At 57.2% G+C, this 13,787-nt stretch carries 21 protein-coding genes; all 21 read right to left on the bottom strand.

Going from position 1 to position 13,787, the window contains the following annotated elements; all coding sequences use genetic code 11:
• Positions 1 to 67: 67 nt before the first annotated feature.
• The 21 genes from ACQE3E_RS15705 to ACQE3E_RS15605 all read right to left on the bottom strand — a co-directional run bounded on the left by ACQE3E_RS15705 (position 68) and on the right by ACQE3E_RS15605 (position 13,756).
• Entirely contained in the window at positions 68 to 436 is a 369-nt protein-coding gene (locus tag ACQE3E_RS15705) for a phage tail assembly chaperone (protein ID WP_427500808.1), read from the bottom strand.
• Positions 437 to 444: 8 nt separating this feature from the next.
• Positions 445 to 1,605: a hypothetical protein gene (locus ACQE3E_RS15700; protein ID WP_427500807.1), complete on the bottom strand. Its 1,161-nt coding sequence runs from the start codon at positions 1,603 to 1,605 to the stop codon at positions 445 to 447.
• Complete coding sequence (locus tag ACQE3E_RS15695; RefSeq protein WP_427500806.1) at positions 1,595 to 1,792, bottom strand: hypothetical protein; 198 nt, start codon at positions 1,790 to 1,792, stop codon at positions 1,595 to 1,597. The genes ACQE3E_RS15700 and ACQE3E_RS15695 overlap by 11 nt, the downstream gene beginning before the upstream one ends.
• A 15-nt stretch (positions 1,793 to 1,807) precedes the next feature.
• Entirely contained in the window at positions 1,808 to 2,233 is a 426-nt protein-coding gene (locus tag ACQE3E_RS15690; RefSeq protein WP_427500805.1) for a hypothetical protein, read from the bottom strand.
• 73 nt (positions 2,234 to 2,306) lie between these two features.
• Positions 2,307 to 2,558, bottom strand: a complete 252-nt coding sequence (locus tag ACQE3E_RS15685; protein WP_427500804.1) for a hypothetical protein — start codon at positions 2,556 to 2,558, stop codon at positions 2,307 to 2,309.
• Positions 2,551 to 4,167: a hypothetical protein gene (locus tag ACQE3E_RS15680; protein WP_427500803.1), complete on the bottom strand. Its 1,617-nt coding sequence runs from the start codon at positions 4,165 to 4,167 to the stop codon at positions 2,551 to 2,553. The genes ACQE3E_RS15685 and ACQE3E_RS15680 overlap by 8 nt, the downstream gene beginning before the upstream one ends.
• On the bottom strand, positions 4,167 to 4,508 hold the full coding sequence (locus ACQE3E_RS15675) for a hypothetical protein (protein WP_427500802.1): 342 nt from the start codon (positions 4,506 to 4,508) through the stop codon (positions 4,167 to 4,169). The genes ACQE3E_RS15680 and ACQE3E_RS15675 overlap by 1 nt, the downstream gene beginning before the upstream one ends.
• On the bottom strand, positions 4,508 to 4,969 hold the full coding sequence (locus tag ACQE3E_RS15670) for a hypothetical protein (RefSeq protein ID WP_427500801.1): 462 nt from the start codon (positions 4,967 to 4,969) through the stop codon (positions 4,508 to 4,510). Before ACQE3E_RS15670 ends, ACQE3E_RS15675 begins: the two co-directional genes overlap by 1 nt.
• 5 nt (positions 4,970 to 4,974) lie before the next feature.
• Positions 4,975 to 5,235 carry a hypothetical protein gene (locus ACQE3E_RS15665; protein ID WP_427500800.1) on the bottom strand — a complete coding sequence of 87 codons (261 nt, stop codon included), beginning with the start codon at positions 5,233 to 5,235 and terminating at the stop codon, positions 4,975 to 4,977.
• A gap of 170 nt (positions 5,236 to 5,405) precedes the next feature.
• Positions 5,406 to 6,542 carry a P22 phage major capsid protein family protein gene (locus tag ACQE3E_RS15660; protein WP_427500799.1) on the bottom strand — a complete coding sequence of 379 codons (1,137 nt, stop codon included), beginning with the start codon at positions 6,540 to 6,542 and terminating at the stop codon, positions 5,406 to 5,408.
• Between the two features lie 4 nt (positions 6,543 to 6,546).
• Complete coding sequence (locus ACQE3E_RS15655) at positions 6,547 to 7,155, bottom strand: hypothetical protein (RefSeq protein ID WP_427500798.1); 609 nt, start codon at positions 7,153 to 7,155, stop codon at positions 6,547 to 6,549.
• 266 nt (positions 7,156 to 7,421) lie between these two features.
• Positions 7,422 to 8,558 (bottom strand): hypothetical protein, encoded by a 1,137-nt coding sequence (locus ACQE3E_RS15650; protein WP_427500797.1) that lies wholly within the window; start codon positions 8,556 to 8,558, stop codon positions 7,422 to 7,424.
• 61 nt (positions 8,559 to 8,619) lie between these two features.
• Complete coding sequence (locus tag ACQE3E_RS15645; RefSeq protein ID WP_427500796.1) at positions 8,620 to 8,829, bottom strand: hypothetical protein; 210 nt, start codon at positions 8,827 to 8,829, stop codon at positions 8,620 to 8,622.
• A gap of 157 nt (positions 8,830 to 8,986) precedes the next feature.
• Positions 8,987 to 9,271 carry a hypothetical protein gene (locus ACQE3E_RS15640; RefSeq protein WP_427500795.1) on the bottom strand — a complete coding sequence of 95 codons (285 nt, stop codon included), beginning with the start codon at positions 9,269 to 9,271 and terminating at the stop codon, positions 8,987 to 8,989.
• A gap of 145 nt (positions 9,272 to 9,416) precedes the next feature.
• Complete coding sequence (locus ACQE3E_RS15635) at positions 9,417 to 10,748, bottom strand: hypothetical protein (RefSeq protein WP_427500794.1); 1,332 nt, start codon at positions 10,746 to 10,748, stop codon at positions 9,417 to 9,419.
• Positions 10,739 to 12,139, bottom strand: a complete 1,401-nt coding sequence (locus tag ACQE3E_RS15630) for a terminase large subunit domain-containing protein (RefSeq protein WP_427500793.1) — start codon at positions 12,137 to 12,139, stop codon at positions 10,739 to 10,741. Before ACQE3E_RS15630 ends, ACQE3E_RS15635 begins: the two co-directional genes overlap by 10 nt.
• Positions 12,132 to 12,263, bottom strand: coding sequence for a hypothetical protein (locus tag ACQE3E_RS15625; protein WP_427500792.1), 132 nt, complete (start codon positions 12,261 to 12,263; stop codon positions 12,132 to 12,134). The genes ACQE3E_RS15630 and ACQE3E_RS15625 overlap by 8 nt, the downstream gene beginning before the upstream one ends.
• Positions 12,260 to 12,814, bottom strand: coding sequence for a phage protein Gp27 family protein (locus ACQE3E_RS15620; RefSeq protein WP_168027989.1), 555 nt, complete (start codon positions 12,812 to 12,814; stop codon positions 12,260 to 12,262). Before ACQE3E_RS15620 ends, ACQE3E_RS15625 begins: the two co-directional genes overlap by 4 nt.
• A gap of 14 nt (positions 12,815 to 12,828) precedes the next feature.
• Positions 12,829 to 13,125 carry a hypothetical protein gene (locus tag ACQE3E_RS15615; protein WP_168027991.1) on the bottom strand — a complete coding sequence of 99 codons (297 nt, stop codon included), beginning with the start codon at positions 13,123 to 13,125 and terminating at the stop codon, positions 12,829 to 12,831.
• A gap of 2 nt (positions 13,126 to 13,127) precedes the next feature.
• Positions 13,128 to 13,400: a hypothetical protein gene (locus ACQE3E_RS15610; RefSeq protein ID WP_427500791.1), complete on the bottom strand. Its 273-nt coding sequence runs from the start codon at positions 13,398 to 13,400 to the stop codon at positions 13,128 to 13,130.
• Entirely contained in the window at positions 13,400 to 13,756 is a 357-nt protein-coding gene (locus ACQE3E_RS15605; protein WP_427500790.1) for a hypothetical protein, read from the bottom strand. The genes ACQE3E_RS15610 and ACQE3E_RS15605 overlap by 1 nt, the downstream gene beginning before the upstream one ends.
• Between the last annotated feature and the right edge of the window lie 31 nt (positions 13,757 to 13,787).

Genomic DNA, 13,787 nt, shown 5'->3' with positions numbered 1-13,787 from the left:
TCAGCATCGCTAGCCCGTTGATCCTTGCCACCCTTGCCGCCGCGCGCCCAGTGTTCGGCGGCGGCGATTAGTTTTTTCTGCGGCTCCCGCCGTTGATCGCCTCGTAGAACGTGTCGCGGATGACGTGATGGATGTTGGGCACCGCGTTCAGCAGCGCCCGAAGGTTATCTCGGCTGAAGTCCAGCGGCTGGCCGTCTTCGTCGGTCACGTCCGCCCAGCCATCGACAAATTGCAGCAAGTAATCGAGATCGGCTTCGATCACCGCATCGCCGGTGCGGGTGTCGTCTTTGCCGAATTCGCCGAGACCGATCAGCTGTTCGCGGCTGAAGCGCTTAAATGTGAGCCGAAGTTTGTGCAATTGCGGCTTTCCTTTCTCATCCACGATTTGCAGCTCGACCGGATATTGAAAAGTGCCGGATAAATTGAGTTTGAACATCGTCTCTCCTACTTAGCACAAATCCGAATTTCGTCGTTGCCGGCCACCGGCACAAACGACAAATCCGCTTTCAGCATTGCAACACCATCCGATTCCGCGTAATCCGGATTCTCCAATTGCACATGCGGTCCGGTAATGCCGACGATATTACCCGGCGTCTGGCCGTGCTTAATGCATATCGGGCCATAACTAGCGTTTTTCGCGAACGTCCACCAGTCCTTCGCCGCGATCGTGGTCGCTTCGATTTGGATAGAGCCCTTCGTTCGACGGTCGGTAATCAACACGGATTCCGCGCCAACCAATTGCCGATAGACGACGGTGTTGCTGATATCGACATCGAACATCTCTAGCACCGCGCCGGTAAATCCCAGGATATTGATATCCGTCGTATTTGCCGTAGAGACGGTTTGCGGCGTTTGCCACGCCGAAAAATCGGTTGTTGGTGAGGACACGTCGGCAATCGTGCCTAACAAGCCGGTAAACTCAAACGTCATTTCTGTTAGCTTCTTCGCCGACACGCTTGGCTTCACCGTGCCGCGCGCACCCAACAAGATATGCCGCACACCGTCGACCCCAAAATACAAAGACAAGGAACTATTGCCAGCGGTGCCGAACGAACTATTCGGGATGTACAGCGCATTGGCGCCGATGCTGTAAGTGCTGTCGCCGATCGGCGCCACTGCCCACGGCACGGCAACGGTGGCTACTTTGGTCGTGCCGTTGTAGTCAATAATCTCGCCCTTTTGACCGTTGCCGGTGCCGCCGGTAATCGATACGGTCATGCCAACATAAAAATCATCCTCCGCACTGGCACCGCTGGCTAGCTTGATGCTGGTGGTCGAGCCGCCGACTTGGGCCGTGCCGGTAATCGCCGACGCGGTCAGCGTCTCGGAAAAATTGCAGCCTTTCAACAGCACACCCCAAGGCGGCGCACTGCCAGCGCTGCCGGCGCCGGCGAATTCGCACGAAAACGATAGCGTGACGTAGTTCTCGGTCCGGATCGAGCCGAAGCCGCCAAATTCCGGCCGGATGATCTTGCGTTCGGTGGCGTTGCCGGCCAACGGCTTAATCGTGATGTCGCCGCATTGAATCGTCGCTGTCGGCACCGCGTCGGTGCCGTAGGTAGTTTCTAGAGCTGCTTGAATATAGCGCTTGCGGTTACTGAGCATCGCTCACCTCCACTTTAGTTTTCGCCTTCTCCGCCCGCTTCTCAAACGCCGCCCGTGCTTTGTCCGGATCGGCGTTATAAGCCGCCTTGTCGGCCTGATAAATATCCCAATCCTCGGCCGGCACGCGAATGCCGGCCTCCGGATCGACTATAAATGTGCCGGGTTGGCCGGCGTATTGGTCTTGCATGGCGAGCTCCTCTTGTTAGCGCCAGCCGAGCAGCATCTTCAGCTCGGCTTCGTAAATTGGATGGCGGATGCTGGAAGCAACCGACCGGCCCTCGCCTAGATACACCGATCGCGCACCCAGCGCGCCGGACTCCAGGCAATCGAAAATCAGGTTTTCCACTTCGGCCAGCTGAGCGGGACCGTCGAATACGTCGCCGTCTTGGCCGGCTTCCAGAAGTCCAACGACAATGCTCGGCCGCTCTTGATGCCAGCCGCCGACTTGCGTGGCGCGGGTATACAGCACCGGCACATAACAAACGACCGGGCAATCGTTGATGTTTTGCGGGGACTTATAGCCGATAATGTGACGCGCCGGCTTGTTATACCGCGTTTGAAAAAACGCAGTCAGCGCGGCATCGTTTTGTAGTTTCTCGCGCGCGGCGAGCAGGGCGACTAAGCTCACAAAATCCCCTACGTTGGAATGTTGCGAGCTAGTTTAAAGAGAGGTTAACTAGGAGTTAATGCGAAAGGGTTCGCTAATAGACAATCGGTATTTGACCACATGACAACGCGCAGTCGATATCGGAATGATCGACTGTCACATCACCCACTGCCAGCCAATCGGCGACAATCGTAGCCGGAGCCGATATGACCTGACCGTCAGACACTTCTCGCCCATCCGGAAATTTAATCCGTGTCCACGCGCGACAATTTACCGAAATGCTTTTATCGACAAAATTCGCTAAAAATTCGGCGGCTTGATCAAGATACATCGGTTCTTTAGACATAAATACCTCCCACGCTGGATAACGAAACCATTCTTGGCGTGCCAACCCCGAATTTCCACCGCCCAACCGTTCCTGTTGTCGTTACCGTGTGCCGCACCAAGCTGACGCTCAGAGCGGTATTGGCTTCCGTAATTTGTACGGGGTTGAACGTGAGCACGCCGGCAATTCCATTACCCGTCAATAAACCGTAATTATTTGCGCCCGGATCGCGGTTCGGAACAAAGCGACCGGCACCGCTTTTGGTTAAATCGACTTTGCCTGAAAACGATGAAATCAAATAATCTTGTGCGTCTAATGGCTCCCAAAAGAAAGGCCATTCGAATCCGAACACATCATTCGCATTAAATGCGGTCGTCAACAACGGAATGTCGAAATCGAACGTCAAGCCACCTGTCGCCGTAGAGCTTAGTACCGCTTCGCATACCTGGTATGGCCTGCCTTCTCGATATTCCCGCTTGGCGCCGGCCCTCGTCACGCCGGAACCGGTTGTGCCAATGGTGATGCCAGTCGCTAATTCAGTCCCGTAGTTCGGAGTAGTCGCTAGGTTTGCAAATACCGGGTTGGTGAATTTGTTCGCACCTGGATAACGAACTCCCATCGACTTGCCGAATAATTTCTCAAGCCTTGGCATTTCAGCGCGCTTGGCATTCTCATATTGCCCGATCATGTTCAAATGCAGATGATCGCCGGAGCGATTGAATAAGTAGCGCCCCGTATTCGCGTCGCGAGTAATGCCGTCAGGATTTAGCACGAACACTTGATCGGAATTCGCGAAATACCCTTGGATTTCCCGACTTAACCAGAGCATCGCGGCCCGAATTTCATTGCGCCACGGCGTTGATGACGATGCGTATTCTTCGCCCAACGGGCCGCCGTAGCCGGGGTACATTTGATCGAGTATGGGAATGCCTGCGCTCGATAACAAGCTCACAATCTTGACATGATCTTCAAAAGTATCTTGAGCGACATCCAGCCAATAGCTGGATGAAATCAAATTTTGCAAATTGTTGATACTCATACAGCGCAAAAATATCACGTGCAATTTTTGGGCTAATAAATCGCTGATCGCCCTTCGTGTGATGCTGGCTGATTGTATATCTCGGTCAAGCAGCCCAATCGGCGACGTTCCTCCGCTGGTCATCGCTCCCGATACACCGTAATGCCCGACTAATCGAACGTTGGGCATCAACATATCCAAAATAAATTTATGCGGCGTAATACCGATACTGGTCGCACCAGACGCTGGGAACGCTGCGGTATGCACCGAAATATCTTGATTATCTGGACTTGTAGAAGTGCCAACCGTCGCATTCGAATCACCAATTACGGCGGCCAGAATGACGTTTGTTTGCGTGCGCACGTCCAGACCCGTCCGGACAATTGCGGCCACTTCGGCGTCGCCAACTAGGTATTGCGCGGCCGTGGCCAACGCGGAAATGATGACAGTCGTATCTCGAGCGACAGGGCCGTAACTCTCGGATACCAACGAAACTGCCGGCTGTCTTACACCACCAATCACCAACTCAATAATGACCGTGCCGACCACTGTGAGCGATTCACCTGCCCGAATCAACTCGCTGGACTGCTCATTTGCGGGTAATAACTTCATCAACCCCTCCCCAACGTCACTACACCAAACCCAACCGAATCGGTAATCCCCAACGCTTTTTTGCTGATCGTGCCGACCAGCTGCTTGGCGTTGCTCTCGTACTCGCGCGCTTTGGCAATCAGCGGCGAGTTGTCGCCGATCGCACCTTCAATCGCCGCGCAGCGCTTGGCCCAATAGATCGCAATCTGAGTCAGCAAATCGTTTGGCAGCGTCAAGTCGGATCGATAAATGCCACGCTCGGCCAGCACGGCATCCACATAGACGTCCGCATCGGCGACGTGGTCGGCGGTAAACGTCAGCGACGGATCGCTAAGGTCGGTTAAATCCAGATAAACGCCCATCAAAGCCCCGTTAAACGTGAAGCCAATACGGATAAACCGGCTTGCTGCATATGCGCCTGGCGGTTGTCCAAATCGGCGAAAAAGTAAGGAAACGGCCGGCTGCCGGGGTGATTGACTTGTTTGACAATCACGTAGCCTTGGCCGCCGGCCACCGGAATTTTCAGCCCTTTGCGGCCGTCTTTCGGCCGGATCACATGCGGCTCGGTGCCGTCTTCAACCCAGCCAGCGTATTCAGCCGAGGCATAAATCATCGCGCCGCCATCGCTGGCCGGATGCCAATTGATTGATTGCTCCAATTGCCCAGTGCGCGAAGTAAACGCGTGCCCGGCGCTGATCCATTCCAACGTATCCAGCACGTACCGCTCGGCGGCGGCATTCACGACTAATTGCGCGTTGCTTTCGTCTGCCAGCGCGGCCAGTACCGACGGCGTGTTGCCGAAATCGACGGAAATCGCGTGCATAACAATTAATCGCTCTTGGCCGGATCGGCCAAAGTCCAACCCGCCGCGAGCCAAGCGGACACTTCGTCCGAATGCACGTCGGCGGTAGTCGGGCCGGTTTCGTGAAGGGGCGCATCCCTGCGCATCGGCAGCAACACTGCTACCACTTCCGGATTGGCGTCTCGTTTAGATTGAGCATCGATTTCGTTGTCGCTCGCATCGGAATCAACCTCCAACACCTCGGCCGGCTCATCCGCAACGTCCTTTTCCGCCGAGGTAACGTCCATTAATTCGCCGTCCATTGACACGGGGGGGCGCCGTCCGTGGCTATCGGTTGGGTTTTGGTTTCCGCCAAGGCGGGAGCCGCCGACGGGTTGTCCGCCATTGGCTCCCTATTCACGGCGGTTTGTTCGGTCACGGCTTCGTCGGCCGCCGGTGTTTTTTTAGCCATCAGGCATTACCCCAACAAGATGGCGGAGTGTTCGGGTTTGACGTTGGCTACACCCCAAGCGATGCTGATCTCGTACTGCACTTGGCGGTATTGCGGATAAACCGCGACTTCAAACGTCAGGCCGCTGCGCGGATCGGTGATCGTCATCCGGTCGGTCGCGATATCGCCTTCTTCGGGCAGCGCTGGGGCGCGGGTTGCCAGCACAATCGCGGAACGGGCGAAGGCCATATTGGCCGCGTAGTTGTTGCCGACCGTCATCGCGATATTATCCGCCAGCGTGGTTCGCAAGCCCGGCGCGCCGATCGTCAACGAGCCACCGCTCAACGCGGTCGCGTTGACGTATTTGTTGCTGTCGCCGGTAAACGTCAAGATGTCGCCGGCCAGGACGGTACCCGTGCCGGTATCGACCGCCAGAGCCGTGGCGCCGATCGCGTAACCACTGGCGAAGTTGCTTTGATAGCTGGCGCCGGTGCCCTTGGTGTGATTCTTGACTTGCGCCGACTCGCGGACCGACATCCCATGCAAATCCAACAACACGCCTTGCCGTTGCATCGACACGTCGCCGGCCATTTGCGCTTGCGACTGCTTGCCTCTAAAGGTTGCGCCGGCGGTGGTATTGATCACCAGTTGTAAATCGCTGATCGGCGCGCCGTTATCCACCAAGATTTGCCGCACAAAAGCGGCGTCGGAATAATCGCCGGCCGTCGCAAACGGCGTGGTGCCGGCGGTGCCGTAGGCGCGCGCGGTGGTTTTATACAGCGCGGCGATATCGGCCTCGACTTCGTTACACAAGGTCCGCATCGCTTGCGCGAATTGGTTGGCGCGGATCGACAGATAACCCTGGCCGCTGTTCACGCCCAATTGCTCTTCGCCGTTCCAGCGTACCGGCACCCGCCGCGCCTTAGTGATCGTGATCGACGCATTGCCGACGCTTTGATCGCCGTCATTCGGCGGAGTCACGCCGGGAGTGATATCGCTTGCGGTCGATGCCGGCGCAATCGCCGAGCGTACGGTTTGATTCAGTGCCGCGCGCGACGCGCTCGCGTCCAACGTCACAGCGGGGATAAAACCGATCTGCTCGCGGCTGACGGTATCCAGCGCGGCGAACAAATCGGGAATTAAATTGGTAAGGGTATTAGCCATGCGATTACTCCGTCACTTTGCCGCCGGCCTTGCAAAAATCGGCTTGCTCGGCGGGGCTGAGGGCCGCGAACTGGGCGCGGGTTTTGGTTTGTAGATTGTTGCCGTTGGCTGGTGCGCCGGAACCGGTGCCGCCTTGGGCCTTAGCCAAGAACGGTTTGGCTTCCAGCAGCGCTTTGACCGCATCGGCGACAGGCCTGCCGTCGATGGTCACGTTGCCGGCGTCATCGACTTTGGCCTTACCGGCCAGCAGGTCTTTTACCGTCGCAGGGTCTACCGCGTCGGCGGCGGCGCTCAGAATCGCGGTGCTGATCGCGGCGGCTTCGTACCTGGATTTCCAGCCCTCGGATTCTTTGCCGCGCGCATCGGCCAGTTCCTGCAATTTGCCTTGCGCCGCAAGCTGGGCCTCGGCGAATTCTTTCAGGTCTTTGTGGCCGGTGGTTTTTTCGAACTCGGCGGAAAAATCGGTTTGGAATTTGGTGATGCCAGCTTGCACGCCGGCATCGATTTGCGCCTGAATTTCGGCGGCCGTGGGCGCGGCGGCAGCGGCGGAACCGCCAGCACCCGCGCCGCCTTCTCCGGCCTCAGACAAAAATAAGGATTTGAGTTTGAACATGCTCGTAACCTGTTGGGGTGGAATTGAATTCCGGGACAGGTTAGCGGCGGGACGTGATAAACAGAATGCGAAGGGTTTCGCGGGGAATTCTGGCCGGCGTAGCCGGTGATCTGTCTATTTATCCTACCAGATTATTGCTTGGCGGCGATTACAGCGAATTTAACAGGGGGTTAACGGGGGTCGGCAACACCAAGCTATACCAATGCCGCGCCCTGGGGTCTCCGCGCCGCTTCACGGCGTTTTTTTTGGCTCAGCAGGATTAGCCATCAAATCACCTCGGATTCGCGCACCAGGCCCATGCCGTCGGCCCGCACCAATTTATCCACGGCCACGCCTTTTTTCAAAGCGGCGGAAGCCCAGGCCGGCAACACATCGTCGCGCTGTTTGGCCGGCAATTTACCCAGCCAGTCGCCGTAGGTCTTCGAGCCGGCGGCCAGATTGGGCGTCACGCGCGGAATTAGCAGGCACATACAATGCGGGTGGGCTTTGCTGCGCGGCACGGCCTGTTTTGTAAAAATGCCCTTGCCCAGGCCCATGTCGATACTAGCGTAATAATCGCAAATATCGGTGACGGGATGGGTGGACGACAAGCGCCACTCGTATCCCAGGATGGTCTCGTCGTGGATCGTGCTCTCGATTACCGCGCGGTGGCCGGCGTTGGCCATCTCGGTGCGGGCGATGCGCTTGAGATTGTACAGCTGTTTGTCGTAGGTCCACCACTTGACCGCCTTGTCCATCGCCGCTTCTTTGCCGGCCCCGACCGCTTTGGTCAGCTGATCGAACACGCGCTCCGCCGCGCGGCGGCTGCCGGTTTCCGCGAGACTTTCGATAATCCCGCGCGCGTCGGCGACCACGGCATCCCATTCGGCTTTGGCCGATGGGTCGTGAATCAAGGCCCGGCCGGCCTCATACAGCGATTTCACCCAGTCGTCAGCATGCTCGCTGACGATCTTAAACCGCCGACCGGTGCCGCGTTCGATAGTCCGTTGCATGTCCATCACCACACCATCCACGGCCCGGCCGGCCTGAATGCCGGCTTGCAGCACCTCGCTGACGCCCCGGCGAGTGCCGGTTTCCCAATGCCACAGGCTGTCGGACAAGGTCAAACCGTTCGGCCATTGATGGGTAAACGATTCGGCGGCGATCCGCTGCACTATCGGCGACTGCAAGCCGTCACCGGCGCCGATGGCGGCGCTTTTGGCGATCGCGGCGGTTATCGCCGCTTGCATGCTCGCCCCGTATTGACTGAGCTGATCGGCGGCTTCTTGGCTCAAGGTATAACCGTCGCGCCGCAATTGAGCGATCAGCGCGGCGGCGAAGGCCGCCGTATCAGCCGTCAAATTCGCCTCGACCGCCAGGATTTCACGGGCAAGGCGGCGATACAGGGCGGGGTAGTCGGTCATGCTATTTTCTGGAAACAATCACCGGCGATATCGCCCGGGAGGAGCGCCAAACATGAAACAATCATCGCTTTCCGGCGCTCGCCGCCCAATCCAACACGGCTTCGGCTTGTTCCAGCGTCAACGGCACGCAGCTGGCCACGTGAATGCCAATATGCACCGCCCGCACGCCGACCTTGGCGGCAAAGAACTGGCCGCAATAAGGGCAACGCCAGCCCGCGGCGGTTTCGATCGGCGCCAGGTCCGGGATGGATACCTCATTCAACGTCGTCATCTCTAAACCGATTTCCCACCCGGCAGCGCGATCCAAAGCGTTACGCACGGCACCAGGTTGATGCAATACCGGCGATTGAACGGCGCCCAATGCACGCCAATCCAGAAACTTGATGGGCGAAAAAGCAAACCGATCCGGTAATTTCCCACGGCAATGCTCATGGCAACCCGTCCACATACATCCCGCAGGCCGGACACAGCTCGCCGTTCGGCGTGATCAGAAATAACTCATTTCCACAATTACAGCGCCAAATAGTGCCGTCTTGCGGATAGCAAAGGCCTTGAAAAATGCCTTTGTCGGTCTGGCATTCCGGGCATTCCAGCCGGGTTTCGCCGGCCGGCGCAATCGCGGTCCATTCGTGCCCGCAGCCAAGACAGCGCGCGGCGCCGCTACGGTGCGGGGTACGGTCTAGTTTGGCTTGGTTGAAGTCGATGACAGTCACAATTTACGCACCGCATAGCGACTAGAAACCACGCGATAGCCGTCTTCGAACTCGATCAAAGCCGAATTCATCGTGCCGGTCGTCACCACACGGCACGCTTGGCCAAAACGATCTGGTAAGTATTTTCGCCAACGCCAACGGTGTGTCACGCCATCCCCGCTTGCCGCGCAATCCGGTCGCCGTGTGTGTCGCCTTGAGCGTCGATCTCTTTATCGATCGCCGTCATGGCATTAGGGGCGACCTCGTCGCTCAGAATCTGTCGAGCAACGCGCTTTTTCAACGCCTTATCGAATTCGGCGCCTAACTGCATCGTGAGAGCATCCATCGCGGTGGACATCTCAGCGGCTAGATCAGTCAAGTTAAAATCGTCGGGGTAGCTAATCGTGCCGTCGAATGATTGGCCTTGCCACAAATACACTAAGTCGGCAATGTCGTTTTCCGCCACTTCGCACATCTCGGCCATCCCAGCGAGGCTTGAGTTGCACTCTTGAAAGTGAAATGACAGCGCCACGCCGCTTTGCTGTACGCCGCCAACAAACTCAAGATTGGCGACCCGATAAATATCCGTCACCAAAGCAACCATTTTTTCCGCGTATAACTGAATGGGATCAGGCGGTGGCGCGATAAATTCCGGCTTGCCGCCGCCGGTCGGGTTGTATGTGAGTGCGTTCTCGGTACCGATCGTCAAGTCTTTCAATTTTTCCCGCTCCGCATCGTCCGTGACCGGCAACGCGAGGACAGCGAACGTCTGTTGCCGAAACAGCTCCCGCTGCTCTGAATCGAGATTGAACAAGCTCCAATTCAGTCCGGCCAGATCGTGAAACCAGCTTAGACTGCGGCATTCGGTCGGATTCAGTGGTTTACTAATGTGCAAACGGACGACCGGCACTCGTCCGAGCGAATGCTGACCCTGTTTAATGATATCGCTGCCGTTCGGCTTTTTGCTCAGCACCCACCCGGAACGAGAATAGGTGCGGTAAACCGTTTCGCCCTCATAGACCTCCGAAAACGTCACGGAAGTCCATGCGCCAGCCCCATCCTTGCTTTCATCGGCTAATTGCCCCGGCAACCGCAGCGCTAAATAAGGTAGCGCTTGGTCCGCCCGAGTTTGCCCTTGCGTTTCCGGCTTGTCCACGATCACGTACACCGTGCCGAGAATCATTGCCAGCCGTTGATACGTAAATAACAACGAATCCAGCTTGGTTCCCGCGCCGTCGGCGTTTTTCATGAATTCGCTGTAAAGGTCAGTGGTCTCGCGATACACGTCTTTTCGCCACAAAAAACCCATGAACACATCGACAATCTTCCGGCAAAAATTGGGATAAACCGCCAGCTGTTTGCGGCGATCGTATTTATCGTCGGACTCGCGGACGTGCCTAACCAGATAATAGCCGTATAAATACCCGCCGGTGCCGCTGTAGCTATCCAGCAAAAACGCATCGGAAGTCCTATCGAAGACGTGGTTAGTTACAGCCATTTCAGCCTCATCGGTTTATAAACATCGCCGTCTCTGCCGGTTTGGGCGGCATGCACGGCCAGCGCCAGCGCCCAGAATCTATCGGCGTGGCCGTTTTCGGAGCGTTCGGCGGTAAAGCGGATGTTGCCGGCGGCGGTCGTCACCTTGGTGACGGCCCGCAGATCGGCGCGGATTTCGGGTTTGTAGGGGATGCGCAGCTTTTTGTCTTCCATCGCGCCGCGCACGGGGTAGGCCAGCGCCTCTTTGGTGGCGCCGGTGAAGGTCACGCCTTCGATCCGGTATTGGCCAAAGGCTTTTTGCGCGTCGTCGGTCCAGCCGATACCAAGGCCGGTATTATCGAAGCAGGCGCGGTCGATCAGCGCCAGAATCGGCCAAATCACCTTTTCTTGATCCGGCTTAGGCATGTTGCGCAACTCGATCACGGCGCGGGTGTAAAGCACATCGCCGAGCTTTTCCAGCAGCCACAGCACGGTCAAATCTTTCTTGCGGCCAATGTCCAGGCCTGCAAACAGTTGGCCTTTCCCTTCGGCTCCGCTCAGGGAACGTCCCGGTGCCTGAGCGAAGTCGAAGGCCCACTCTTCGCCGGCTGGATATTCACAACTCGCAATCAAGTCGTATTCCAGAAACGCCGCGTCATCGTCGGCCGGCTGGCACATGTATTCCTGCAGAAACGATTCCTCGTCGGCGCAACCGGACTTGATGAAATCAAAATAGGCCGCTTCGTCCATGGCCTGCACTTCATGATCTTTCGGCAATGCCTTTTGCAGCTTCCACAGAAAGCCTTGTTCCAACGCGTCTTGCAAGGTGACGCGGTGCAGGCTGATGTTCTTGGGGTTGTTGTGCTCGCGGACTTCGCGGATTAACTGATTGAAAAAGTTGTGGCTACCGCGATGGGTGGAAATGATCTCCATCGACCCGCCCCAGGTGATACCAGGATAAGCAATTGACCACAACTTGCGCGGATCGGGATGTAATGCAAACTCATCCAAGATACGGCCGCCGCGTTTGCCCGCTTGCGCATCCGGATTTGATGACATCGAATGGATCCGGCGTCCGGACGCAAATTCCAAAACGTAAGCGGTAAGTTTCGTTTTCTCATCAATCACCCGCTCGCCCAGGTCTTGGGCGGCAATTTGCAGGATTTGCGCGAACAGCTTGCAGTCTTCAAGGAATAAACGCGCTTGAATGTCGTCTCGGCTCGATACCCATTGATCCCAACGCTGGCCGGCCATCGCGGTGCGTTCGTCGGCTTTGTAAGCCGTGGACCAACTGATACCGATTTGGCGGGATTTCTCCATCAACTTCAGGCGCGAATCGTCTTTGATCCACTGCTCTTGAAACGGCAGAAAGATTCCGTCGGGGTTGGCGGGGATGATGCGGGCGTTAGCCATGCTCGGAAAGCTTCTTAACTAAAATAACGAACATAGAAACGCCAAGCGAAAAGCCAAATCCGGCAATAAAGCTATAAAACAGCACATCAATCGCCTTGCTGATTGTTGATTCTTCTAGCTTCACGCCACCATCCCCAGCATTTCCCGAATCCGCTCGCGGCCGGCTTCCGAGACGCCTTCGGCTTTGGCGACGGCGACCGCCGCTTGTGCGGCTTCCTCGCGGGCTTTGCGTTGCGCTTCGGCCTCGAAGTCTTTACGCCACTGAGCAGACCCTACGGCACCACGCCCGACGGTCGATATCGCCCTAGCCAGTTTGGGAATCACAATGGCTTTATCTTCCAATTCCCAACCTTGCATGCCTTCCAGCACGTCCATTAACTGATCGATGGCGACCATCTCGCTGGCTTCCAGCAATGCGGCCTTGTCCTCGTTGCTCATGCCGCCCATGGCCTTCGCAATCTCCATTCGTTCCCGCGCCCGATTAATGGATTTCTCCATGCTGGCCTGCAACGCGGAGCCGTGCCGATGTACGGCGGATTTGCTGATTTGGTAACCCTGTTCGGTCAGCCAGTCGGCCAGCGCCACGTAACCGGCAAAGCCGTTTTCGACCAGGCGTTGATTTAGCTCTGTCAATACCGCGTCGGGCAGGGTGTCGATGGGGCTGCGGGGAGGCATCGCTTCGGCTCCGCTCAGCGACCGGGTTCCGGCCGGGCCACGCCAGGCACCGTGCTCAACCCCTGCCGAACATCGCCGCCCCTGGCGGTCAATGTCGCCATCCACACGCCGCCGGGCTGCTCGGCACGGACCAAGCCTTGTTCGTTCAGCCAAGCCAGATCGGCGCGGAGCACGTCGGTACCGACGGCTTGGGCGCGTTGCGCCAAGGCGTTTTTCAAATCGACTTCGTGAAGGGTGTAGGTATAGGCACCGGCCAGTAACTCAAGGATGGCCAAGCGGCGGTGTTCGGTCATTTTCTCGTTGTAATTCATGGCTACGCTACCAAATTCAAGTGTTTTTCAATGCCGCGATGGCGCCATTCAACCCGGCGCACGCCGTGGGCCTTCAGTTTGCCGGCCAATTCGCGCCGGTCGGCGTGGCTGATCGTGCCGTCCAGGCCTTCCAGCCTTGCCACGCCTAGATCGTTGACCAAAACCACGATGTGATACAGATACGGCTCGCGCATGTCGCACAAGGCCCGATCCACATCCACGCCATTGACGTAGCCGCGCGCGTGCAGCATCAGCGGAGCAACGTGGACCGGCATCACGGCTGCCCGCGAAAAAAAGTATCCATCCGTGCCACTTGCTGACGCACGGCTTCTAAAGTGGCGGTTTGCGCGGCCAGCGCGGCGTTCATGTCCGATAGCGACTTACTCATCGTCCGCATTTCCCGGTAAATCTCGGCCAAGTCTTCGTGGTTTGGCGCATTGCTCACTCGCTCTTCAAGCCGCGTGACGCGCTCGGCGTGGTCGTCCAGCCGGTCGTCGATATCGTTTTCCAGTTTGCTGATCGTAGCCGTCGTTACTCGCTGCCGATTGTTCAGCCAGTTCATGATCCCGACGACTAGGATCAGCAAAGTTTGAATCACATCAAACCAAAATTTCGCGTCCTGATAGCTCATCGATTCTCCTTGCCAAAAAAAGGCCGGCGTC

Source organism: Methylomonas sp. MED-D (assembly GCF_050276835.1).
Lineage (GTDB): Bacteria > Pseudomonadota > Gammaproteobacteria > Methylococcales > Methylomonadaceae > Methylomonas > Methylomonas koyamae_A.
The sequence above is the reverse complement of the archived record's forward strand: the minus strand, read 5'-3'. Positions and strand labels throughout refer to the sequence as shown.

What these genes read in the sequence shown, in the direction of transcription:
- ACQE3E_RS15705 (WP_427500808.1), bottom strand. Translation starts at nt 436, where the DNA reads ATGTTCAAACTCAATTTATCCGGCACTTTTCAATATCCGGTCGAGCTG.
- ACQE3E_RS15700 (WP_427500807.1), bottom strand. Translation starts at nt 1,605, where the DNA reads ATGCTCAGTAACCGCAAGCGCTATATTCAAGCAGCTCTAGAAACTACC.
- ACQE3E_RS15695 (WP_427500806.1), bottom strand. Translation starts at nt 1,792, where the DNA reads ATGCAAGACCAATACGCCGGCCAACCCGGCACATTTATAGTCGATCCG.
- ACQE3E_RS15685 (WP_427500804.1), bottom strand. Translation starts at nt 2,558, where the DNA reads ATGTCTAAAGAACCGATGTATCTTGATCAAGCCGCCGAATTTTTAGCG.
- ACQE3E_RS15680 (WP_427500803.1), bottom strand. Translation starts at nt 4,167, where the DNA reads ATGAAGTTATTACCCGCAAATGAGCAGTCCAGCGAGTTGATTCGGGCA.
- ACQE3E_RS15675 (WP_427500802.1), bottom strand. Translation starts at nt 4,508, where the DNA reads ATGGGCGTTTATCTGGATTTAACCGACCTTAGCGATCCGTCGCTGACG.
- ACQE3E_RS15670 (WP_427500801.1), bottom strand. Translation starts at nt 4,969, where the DNA reads ATGCACGCGATTTCCGTCGATTTCGGCAACACGCCGTCGGTACTGGCC.
- ACQE3E_RS15665 (WP_427500800.1), bottom strand. Translation starts at nt 5,235, where the DNA reads ATGGACGTTACCTCGGCGGAAAAGGACGTTGCGGATGAGCCGGCCGAG.
- ACQE3E_RS15660 (WP_427500799.1), bottom strand. Translation starts at nt 6,542, where the DNA reads ATGGCTAATACCCTTACCAATTTAATTCCCGATTTGTTCGCCGCGCTG.
- ACQE3E_RS15655 (WP_427500798.1), bottom strand. Translation starts at nt 7,155, where the DNA reads ATGTTCAAACTCAAATCCTTATTTTTGTCTGAGGCCGGAGAAGGCGGC.
- ACQE3E_RS15650 (WP_427500797.1), bottom strand. Translation starts at nt 8,558, where the DNA reads ATGACCGACTACCCCGCCCTGTATCGCCGCCTTGCCCGTGAAATCCTG.
- ACQE3E_RS15645 (WP_427500796.1), bottom strand. Translation starts at nt 8,829, where the DNA reads ATGACGACGTTGAATGAGGTATCCATCCCGGACCTGGCGCCGATCGAA.
- ACQE3E_RS15635 (WP_427500794.1), bottom strand. Translation starts at nt 10,748, where the DNA reads ATGGCTGTAACTAACCACGTCTTCGATAGGACTTCCGATGCGTTTTTG.
- ACQE3E_RS15630 (WP_427500793.1), bottom strand. Translation starts at nt 12,139, where the DNA reads ATGGCTAACGCCCGCATCATCCCCGCCAACCCCGACGGAATCTTTCTG.
- ACQE3E_RS15620 (WP_168027989.1), bottom strand. Translation starts at nt 12,814, where the DNA reads ATGCCTCCCCGCAGCCCCATCGACACCCTGCCCGACGCGGTATTGACA.
- ACQE3E_RS15615 (WP_168027991.1), bottom strand. Translation starts at nt 13,125, where the DNA reads ATGAATTACAACGAGAAAATGACCGAACACCGCCGCTTGGCCATCCTT.
- ACQE3E_RS15610 (WP_427500791.1), bottom strand. Translation starts at nt 13,400, where the DNA reads ATGCCGGTCCACGTTGCTCCGCTGATGCTGCACGCGCGCGGCTACGTC.
- ACQE3E_RS15605 (WP_427500790.1), bottom strand. Translation starts at nt 13,756, where the DNA reads ATGAGCTATCAGGACGCGAAATTTTGGTTTGATGTGATTCAAACTTTG.